The organism is Streptomyces sp. NPDC032091 (assembly GCF_055580265.1).
Map to the genome: position 1 here is coordinate 156,152 of NZ_JBVILR010000020.1, position 9,037 is coordinate 165,188.

General features: G+C 74.1%; 6 protein-coding genes. 3 read left to right on the plus strand and 3 right to left on the minus strand.

The window, feature by feature from the left end:
- Positions 1-54 precede the first annotated feature (54 nt).
- Positions 55-564 (plus strand): NUDIX domain-containing protein, encoded by a 510-nt coding sequence (locus ACZ5NJ_RS28455; protein WP_468768379.1) that lies wholly within the window; start codon positions 55-57, stop codon positions 562-564.
- Between the two features lie 101 nt (positions 565-665).
- Here the strand turns inward: ACZ5NJ_RS28455 and ACZ5NJ_RS28460 are convergent, their stop codons facing one another.
- Positions 666-3,014 carry a glycoside hydrolase family 31 protein gene (locus ACZ5NJ_RS28460; RefSeq protein ID WP_468768382.1) on the minus strand — a complete coding sequence of 783 codons (2,349 nt, stop codon included), beginning with the start codon at positions 3,012-3,014 and terminating at the stop codon, positions 666-668.
- 229 nt (positions 3,015-3,243) lie between these two features.
- Between ACZ5NJ_RS28460 and ACZ5NJ_RS28465 the strand changes: the two genes are divergently transcribed.
- Together ACZ5NJ_RS28465 and ACZ5NJ_RS28470 are read left to right on the plus strand one after the other, a co-directional pair.
- Positions 3,244-5,220, plus strand: coding sequence for an acetoacetate--CoA ligase (locus tag ACZ5NJ_RS28465; protein WP_468768384.1), 1,977 nt, complete (start codon positions 3,244-3,246; stop codon positions 5,218-5,220).
- 70 nt (positions 5,221-5,290) lie between these two features.
- Positions 5,291-6,199 (plus strand): hypothetical protein, encoded by a 909-nt coding sequence (locus ACZ5NJ_RS28470; RefSeq protein ID WP_468768386.1) that lies wholly within the window; start codon positions 5,291-5,293, stop codon positions 6,197-6,199.
- A gap of 77 nt (positions 6,200-6,276) precedes the next feature.
- Here ACZ5NJ_RS28470 and ptsP read toward each other — a convergent pair whose 3' ends face one another.
- Together ptsP and ACZ5NJ_RS28480 are read right to left on the minus strand one after the other, a co-directional pair.
- Positions 6,277-7,947 (minus strand): phosphoenolpyruvate--protein phosphotransferase, encoded by a 1,671-nt coding sequence (gene ptsP, locus ACZ5NJ_RS28475; protein ID WP_468768388.1) that lies wholly within the window; start codon positions 7,945-7,947, stop codon positions 6,277-6,279.
- Positions 7,948-8,024: 77 nt separating this feature from the next.
- Positions 8,025-8,474 carry a PTS sugar transporter subunit IIA gene (locus ACZ5NJ_RS28480; RefSeq protein WP_468768390.1) on the minus strand — a complete coding sequence of 150 codons (450 nt, stop codon included), beginning with the start codon at positions 8,472-8,474 and terminating at the stop codon, positions 8,025-8,027.
- Positions 8,475-9,037: the final 563 nt, after the last annotated feature.

The following is a 9,037-nucleotide window of genomic DNA, read 5'->3' on the forward strand; positions in this document are numbered from 1 at the left end:
GGGAAGGGAAGCCAACCAGCGGCGACCCGCGGGCCCTTGGCATACGATCACCGCATGCCGGCACAGCTGAGGGACTCGCACTGCTCCACCTGCGGAGCGCCGTTCGACACCACCGACTGGCCCCGCGCGTGCCCCGCGTGCGCCACCGTCGCCTACCGCAACCCGCTCCCGGTCGCCGTGGCCCTGCTCCCCGTCGAGGACGCCTCGGGAACCGGCCTGGTGGTCATCACCCGCACGATCGAACCCGCGAAGGGCGGCATCGCCCTGCCCGGCGGATTCGTCGACTTCGGCGAGGACTGGCGCGAGGCCGTGGCCCGCGAACTCCGCGAGGAGACCGGCATCGAGGCCCCCGCCTCCGAGGTGGCCCTCGCCGACGTCCTCAGCTCCCCCCACGGCCACCTCCTCGTCTTCGGCCTCCTCCCGCCCCGCCCGGCCACGGCCCTCCCGCCCTCGCGCCCCACCGACGAGACGACGGGCTGGCACGTCCTTCACGCCCCGACGGAACTGGCCTTCCCCCTCCACACCAGGGCGGCCGCCTCCTGGTTCGCGGGCCACTACGCCTGAAGACGGCCCGGCCCCACGCCCGGCCCCGCGAACCGCTCGGCCAGGACAACGGGAACTGCCCCGCCGGCCCCCGGCCCCGCAGACCGCCCGGCGCCGCCGGCCTACACCCCCCGCACCTCCACCCCGCTCACCACCCCGCCCGCCGCGTCCTCCACCACCACAGCCTCCCCGGCCCACCGCACGGTGTACCGCTCCACCTCGCCCGCCTCGAACCCCGCCCCCGGATCCCGGACGACCAGCCCGCCCCCGGTCCGCCCCCGCGCCGGAGCCCACGCCTCCAGGCCCACCGACCCGTCCCCGCGCCGCACCGGCAGCACCGACCCCGCCCGCGCCAGCACCGGCGCGCGCCCGACCGGGGCGTCCAGCAGCACCTGCCCCGGCCCCTCGTGCGCCGCACCCGTCGCCGTGTCGTACCAGCGCCCCCGCGGCAACCGCACCGCCCGCCGGTCCGCCCCGCACTCCAGCACCGGCGCCACCAGCAGCGCGTCCCCCAGCAGGAACGCGTCCTCGCAGTCCCGCAGCCGCCGGTCCTCCGGCGACCCCCACCACACCGGCCGCACGTACGGCGCCCCCGTCCGCCGCGCCAGGTGCGCCAGCGTCACGAAGTACGGCCGCAGCCGCTCCCGCTCCGCCAGCACCCGAGCCGCGCCCTCCGCCGCCTCCGGCCCGAACTCCCACGGCTCCCGCCGCCCCGCCCAGATCGCGGAATGCGTCCGGAACAGCGGCAGGTACGCCCCCAGCTCCAGCCACCGCAGGTACAGCTCCGGTGACGGCGAACCCCCGAAACCCCCCACGTCCGGCCCCGAGTACGGCACCCCGCACAGCCCGAGCCCCAGCACCAGCGCCAGCGACGCCCGCAGCCCCTCCCAGCTGCTCTCCACGTCACCGGACCACGTGCCCCCGTACCGCTGCATGCCCGCCCACCCCGACCGGGAGAACAGGAACGGCCGCTCGGCCGGCCGCAGCCGCACCAGCCCCTCCCACCCCGCCCGCGCCATCCCCAGCGCGTACACGTTGTGCCCCTCGCGGTGGTCGCCGCCCGCCCCCTCCAGCACGTGCCGCGCCGACCGGGGCAGCGACGCGTCCCCCCACGGCGCGAACGACACCGGCTCGTTCATGTCGTGCCAGAACCCGGAGAACCCCTGCGCGAGCCGCTCCCCGTACAGCCCGCCCCACCACTCCCGCACCGCCGGATCCGTGAAGTCCGGGTAGGCGCACTCACCCGGCCAGACCTCACCCCGCACCTCCCGCCCCGTCCCGTCCCGTACGAACGCCCCGTGCGGCCCGACCTCCAGCCCCGCCGTGTGCACCGCGTCCCCCGCCTTCACCGCCGGGTCCACGATCGACACCAGCCGCACCCCGGCCGCGCCCAGCTCCCCGGCCAGCCCCGGCAGGTCAGGGAACGCCTCGCGGTCCACCGTGAACACCCGGTGCCCGTCGTAGTGGTCGATGTCCAGGTGCACCGCCGACAGCGCCAGCCCCCGCTCCGCGTACCCGGCCACCACCCGCCGCACCTCCGCCTCGCCCCCGAAGCCCCACCGCGCGTGCTGGTACCCCAGCGCCCACTCCGGCGGCACCGCCGGCGCCCCCGTCAGCCCCGCCCATCCCTGCGCCACCCGCGCCGGGGGCCCCGGCAGCACCCAGCACCGCGGCGGGCCGCCCTCCAGGCGCAGCTCGCTCGACCCGGGCCGGTCCGCCCCCGAACCGGCCCCCTCCTCGCCCTCGCGCAGCACGACCCGCCCGTCCCAGGTGTTGTCGTAGAACGCCAGGTGCGTCCCCGCGTCCGCGACCACCACCTGCACCGGCATCGTGATGTACAGCGGATCGGTGCCCGGCCCGAAGCCGCCCTTCGGGTCGGTGTTCCACAGCCGGTACTCCCCGTCCCGCAGCCGCGGCCCCCGCGCCCGCCCGCCCAGCCCGAAGAACCGGGCGTCCGCCGGCACCTCCGCCCGCTGGAGCCACCGCGAGCCACCCGGCGCCGCCCCCTCCACCGGATCCCACCAGCGCGGCGGCAGCTCCCGCCGCAGCACCACCCCGCCCGGGGTCCGCACCTCCACCGCCCCGTGCCGAGACACCGCCACCGTGACCCGCTCCGAGACCACCCGCCAGCCGCCCCCGGTGTCCGGCTCCAGCACCGCCCGCGGATCGGGCTCCGGCCCCCCGCCCAGCACCGCGTACGAGGGCTGCGGAGCCGCCCCGTCCCAGCCCCAGAACACCGCACCGCCCACGCCCACCCGCACGGTCAGCTCGCTGCGCGCGAACCGCAGCACGCCCCCGCCCGGCCGCGGCTCCGTACCCTCCAGCAGCCCCGGCACCCGCGCCCGCTCCGCACCCCGCGCGGGCAACCCCCGCGCGTCCGTCCGGCGGTGGCGCAGCGCCGCGCGCCAGGCGCGCCGCCCGCGCGCCGTACCGATCTCCGCCACCGCACGCACCAGTTCACGACCGTCCATGGCGATCACCCTGCCACCGGCCCCCGGCCGAGCGGGAGGCGTTCAGCTGCCGTTCACCCGGGAACGCACGGACCGGCCGGCCGGAGGAGGCCCCGGGCCCCGGGGACGGCTCTGGTGCGGATGTCGATCACATGGCATCGTCCCTGTGAGCCGCCGCGCGCACACCGCCGCAGCGGTGGCACCGTACGCACACGAAGCGCGAGCCACAGACTTGACCGGGAGCCGACCCATGACCTCTGCCACCCAGCCGGAACCCCTCTGGTCCCCGGGCCCCGACCGGATCGCCGCGGCGCGCGTCACCGCCTTCCAGGCCTGGGCGGCCGAGCGCTTCGACGCCCCCGCCGACGGCGGCTACCCGGCGCTGCACCGCTGGTCCGTCGACGAGCTCGACACCTTCTGGCAGGCCGTCGCCGAGTGGTTCGACGTACGGTTCACCACCCCCTACGAGAGCGTCCTCGCCGACCGCGCCATGCCCGGCGCCCGCTGGTTCGCCGGCTCCACCCTCAACTACGCCGAGCACGCCCTGCGCGCCGCCGAGGACCCCGCCCGCGCCGCCGACCCCGCCCTCCTCCACGTCGACGAGACCCACGAGCCGACCCCCGTCACCTGGGCCGAGCTCCGCCGCCAGGTCGGCTCCCTCGCCGCCGAGCTGCGCGCCCTCGGCGTCCGCCCCGGCGACCGGGTCAGCGGCTACCTCCCCAACATCCCCGAAGCGGTCGTCGCCCTCCTCGCCACCGCCGCCGTCGGCGGCGTCTGGACCTCCTGCGCCCCCGACTTCGGCGCCCGCAGCGTCCTCGACCGCTTCGAGCAGGTCGAACCCGTCGTCCTGTTCACCGTCGACGGCTACCGCTACGGCGGCAAGCAGCACGACCGCCGCGACACCGTCGCCGAACTGCGCGCGGGCCTGCCCTCGCTGCGCGCCGTCGTGCACATCCCGCTCCTGGGCACCCCCGCCCCCGAGGGCACCCGTGCCTGGTCCGAGCTGACCTCCGGCGACGCCGAACCCGTCTTCGAACCGGTCCCCTTCGACCACCCGCTGTGGATCCTCTACTCCTCCGGCACCACCGGCGCGCCCAAGGCGATCGTCCAGTCGCAGGGCGGGATCCTCCTCGAACACCTCAAGCAGCTCGGCCTGCACTGCGACCTCGGGCCGGAGGACCGGTTCTTCTGGTACACCTCCACCGGCTGGATGATGTGGAACTTCCTCGTTTCCGGCCTGCTCACCGGCACCACCGTCGTCCTCTACGACGGCAGCCCCGGCTTCCCCGACACAGGCGCCCAGTGGCGCATCGCCGAACGCACGGGGGCCACCCTCTACGGCACCTCCGCCGCCTACGTCATGGCCTGCAAGAAGGCCGAGGTCCACCCGTCCCGCGACTTCGACCTCTCGGCCGTCAAGTGCGTGGCGACCACCGGCTCCCCGCTGCCCCCCGACGGCTTCCGCTGGCTCCACGACGAGGTCGCCGACGACCTGTGGATCGCATCCGTCAGCGGCGGCACCGACGTGTGCAGCTGCTTCGCCGGTGCCGTCCCCACCCTCCCCGTCCACATCGGCGAGCTCCAGGCCGCCTGCCTCGGCACGGACCTCCAGTCCTGGGACCCCTCGGGCAAGCCGCTCACCGGCGAGGTCGGCGAGCTCGTCGTCACCGCCCCCATGCCCTCCATGCCGATCCACTTCTGGAACGACGCCGACGGCAGCCGCTACCGCGACAGCTACTTCGAGATGTTCCCCGGCGTCTGGCGCCACGGCGACTGGATCACGATCACCGACCGCGGCTCCGTCGTCATCCACGGCCGCTCCGACTCCACCCTCAACCGGCAGGGCGTCCGGATGGGCTCCGCCGACATCTACGAGGCCGTCGAACGCCTCCCCGAGATCAAGGAGTCCCTGGTCATCGGCCTGGAGGAGCCGAACGGAGGCTACTGGATGCCGCTCTTCGTACACCTCGCCCCCGGCGCCGTCCTCGACGAGGCCCTCCGCAAGAAGATCGCCGCCACCATCCGCGAACAGCTCTCCCCGCGCCACGTGCCCGACGAGGTCATCGAGGTCCCGGCCGTCCCGCACACCCTGACCGGCAAGCGCATCGAGGTCCCGGTCAAGCGCCTCCTCCAGGGCACCCCCCTGGCCAAGGCCGTCAACCCCGGCTCGGTCGACAACCCGGACCTGCTCGCCTTCTACGAGGAGCTCGGCCGCACCCGGAGGTGACTGTCAGTGGCCGTGGTTACGCTGAGTGAGCAAGCCGTCGCGCCGCCCGGCGCGCCACTCAGGGGGAGCCATGAACACCACGCCCGACCCGTCACGCCCCACCTCCCGCCTCCGCCGTGAGCTGCGCCGCGAGGTCCCCAGCACCGTCGGCCTCCTCGCCGACGCCAGGGACTTCGCGGCCATGCGGGACTACCGCACCTTCGCCTTCGACCCCGACCACGACTACACCGACTACCTCCACCACGTCGACGCCCTGCTCCGCTCCCTCGCGGCCCAGGGCATCCACACCACCGTCGCCCTCTTCGACCCCGACGAGTACGCCGACTACTGCGCCGAACACGGCCTCGACCCCGACAGCGCCCCGACCCGTACGCGCTTCACCGCCGAACTCGCCTGCGGCCCCGCCCTGCCCTACACCGGCCAGCCCGTCGAGGAACTCGTACCCCTCCTCGTCGACGCGGCCGTCCGCCAGGCCACCTGGGAGTACGCCGGCGCCGTGCTCGCCGGCGTCGGGGAGTGCGCCGACTGCGGCGAGGACATCGGCCGCGCCTCCTTCGAGCGCGCCTCCGCCCTGCTGCGCCGCCTCGTCGACGGAGCCGGCCCCGGCCACCACCACCTCGTCTGCAGCATCCCCACCGAGGAGGAACAGCTCACCGCCGTCCTGCACGCCGAAGCCCCCGCCGAACCCGGCGGCCCGCCCCGCACCCAGGGCCGCGACCAACTCGACTTCCTGACCGTCCTGGCCGCGGGCCTCGCCCTGGGCGGCCCCGGCGGCCTGGTCCTGCGCAGCACCACCGAGGGCTTCCGCGACCGGGTCCACGGCTGGCGCCTGGACCGCGGCCGCCTGCTCGCCCTGAACGCCGCCGCCGTCTTCGACGCCTACTGCACGGACGCCGACACCGGCGACCCCGTCGCCCCGGAACCGGGCGTCGAATACTGCGCCGGCTACGAGGTCGACGGCCCCGGCCCCCACAGCTAGCCACCCCGCCACGGAAACGACCGAGGGGCCCCCGCCACCGGCGAAGGCCCCTCGATCGGTACGACGGCGCGCCCGGGCTACTCGCCCGACAGCACCGCCTGCGCGGCCACGCGCGCCTCCTCGGCGCTGTCCGCGGCCCGTGCGGCGGCGGCCGCGCGCTCGCACTGCGCGAGCGTGTACTTGGCGAGCGTCGCCCGCACGTACGGGATCGAAGCCGAACCCATCGACAGGGAGGTGACACCCAGGCCCGTCAGCACACAGGCCAGCAGCGGGTCCGACGCCGCCTCACCGCAGACGCCGCAGCTCTTGCCCTCCGCCTTGGCGGCCTCGGCCGACATGGCGATCAGGTCGAGCAGCGCCGGCTGCCAGGGGTCCTGGAGCCGCGACACCGCACCGACCTGGCGGTCGGCGGCGAAGGCGTACTGCGCGAGGTCGTTGGTGCCCAGCGACAGGAACTCGACCTCCTGCAGGATCGAGCGCGCCCGCAGAGCGGCGGAGGGGATCTCCACCATCGCACCGAACTTCGCCACCAGACCGGCCTCACGGCAGGCGTCCGCGAACGCCTTCGCGTCGATCCGGTCGGCCACCATCGGGGCCATGACCTCCAGGTACACCGGCAGCCCCTCGGCGGCCTTGGCCAGCGCCGTGAGCTGCGTGCGCAGCACCTCCGGGTGGTCCAGCAGCGTCCGCAGACCGCGCACGCCCAGCGCCGGGTTCGGCTCGTCCGCCGGGGTCAGGAAGTCCAGCGGCTTGTCGGCGCCCGCGTCCAGCACACGCACGACCACCCGGCCCTCGGGGAAGGCTTCGAGCACCTTGCGGTACGACTCGATCTGCTTCTCCTCGGACGGGGCCTTCTTGCTGTCGTCCAGGAAGAGGAACTCCGTGCGGAACAGACCGACGCCCTCGGCCCCGGCCTCCACGGCCGCCGGCACGTCCGCCGGCCCGCCCACGTTGGCCAGCAGCGGCACCTTGTGCCCGTCGGAGGTGGCACCCGGACCGGACGAGGCGGCCAGCGCCGCCTTCCGCTCGGCTGCCGCGGCCTCCAGCTCGGCCCGCTTCTCGGCGCTCGGCTCGACGAACAGGTCGCCCGTGCTGCCGTCCACGGCGATGACCGTGCCCTCGGCGATCTCCCCGGCACCCGGCAGCGCCACGATCGCCGGCACGCCCAGCGCCCGCGCGAGGATCGCGCTGTGGCTGGTCGGCCCGCCCTCCTCGGTCACGAAGCCGAGCACGAGCGCCGGGTCGAGCAGCGCGGTGTCCGCGGGGGCCAGGTCCCGCGCGATCAGCACGTACGGCTCGTCGCTGTCCGGCACACCCGGCATCGGCACGCCCAGCAGGCGGGCCACGATGCGGTTGCGCACGTCGTCCAGGTCGGCGACCCGGCCGGCCATGTACTCGCCCGCTCCGGCCAGCAGGTCGCGGTAGGACGCGAACGCGTCGTAGACGGCGCGCTCGGCCGTGCTGCCGACGACGATCCGCCGGTCCACGTCCGACATCAGCTCGGGGTCCGTGGCGATCATCGCCTGGGCCTCCAGCACGTGCTGGGCCTCGCCGCCCGCCAGCTGGCCGCGCGCCATCAGGTCGGCCGACACCGCTTCCACGGCCTGACGGGCACGCCCCTGTTCGCGCTCCGCCTCGTCCGCGGCGATCTGCTTCGCCGGCGGCTCCAGCACGGCCGTACCCATGTGCCGCACCTCGCCGATCGCCACACCGTGGCTCACGCCGACGCCTCGCAGCGTTGTCTCCATTTCACCGTCTCCGATTGAGCGGCGGGCGCAGCCGCCGCGGTGGATGTCCGACTCGCCCGCCGGAGCAGGCGGACGCGTCACTGCCAGCTGAAGAGGGCGTCGCCGGCCTTGACGTCGCGGTCCTCGACCAGGCCACCGAGGGAGTCGGCGGTGGCCTCCAGCGCCACGACGGGACAGACCGGCGACTTGCCCGCTTCCTCGACGGCCCGCGGGTTCCAGCGGATCACGGCCTGACCACGGGTGACGGTGTCGCCCTTGTTGACGAGCAGCTCGAAGCCCTCGCCGTTCAGCTGGACGGTGTCGATCCCGAGGTGCGTCAGGACACCGTGGCCCTCGGCGTCGACGACGACGTACGCGTGCGGGTGCAGGGAGACGACCACACCGTCGACGGGGGACACCGCCTCCGAGGGCTCGCGCACGGGATCAATGGCCGTGCCCGGTCCCACCATCGCGCCGGAGAACACCGGGTCGGGCACTGCCGCGAGTCCGATGGCGCGTCCGGCGAGTGGGGACGTCACGCTGGTCATGGGGGCCTCCCAGGGGGTGGGGCTTCTTCGTGTGAAGGATATTGCACAGCTTGTACAGGTTCGCCCGATGTCAGGCCTCGGCCCGGGCGTACCCGTCGACACGGAGACTAGTGGACTAGACCGGTGGACTAGACCATACGCGTGAATGGATTTGCCTGCGCTGCACGGGGCCTGTACTGTCGTGACTCCCGCCGAGACGTGTTCCGTGAACATCTCGCGAACAGTCGATGGACGGGACTCCTCCTCAAGCAGTGACGATCTCGATCTCCACTCCTTTTCGACGCGCCGATCCGGTGCGACGGACGGTGGTTCGGAGAGAAGGAAAAGCACTGGTAGAGTCGGAACCGCCGGAAAGGGAAAACGCGAAAGCGAAGACCCCGGAAAGCGCAGAGGAAATCGGGTCCGAAAAGACCTGATAGGCTCTGAACAGAACGAAAGCCCGGAGGAAAGCCCGAGAGGGTCGGTACAAAGGAAGCGTCCGTTCCTTGAGAACTCAACAGCGTGCCAAAAATCAACGCCAGAAGTTGATACCCCGTCCACTCCGGTGGATGAGGTTCCTTTGA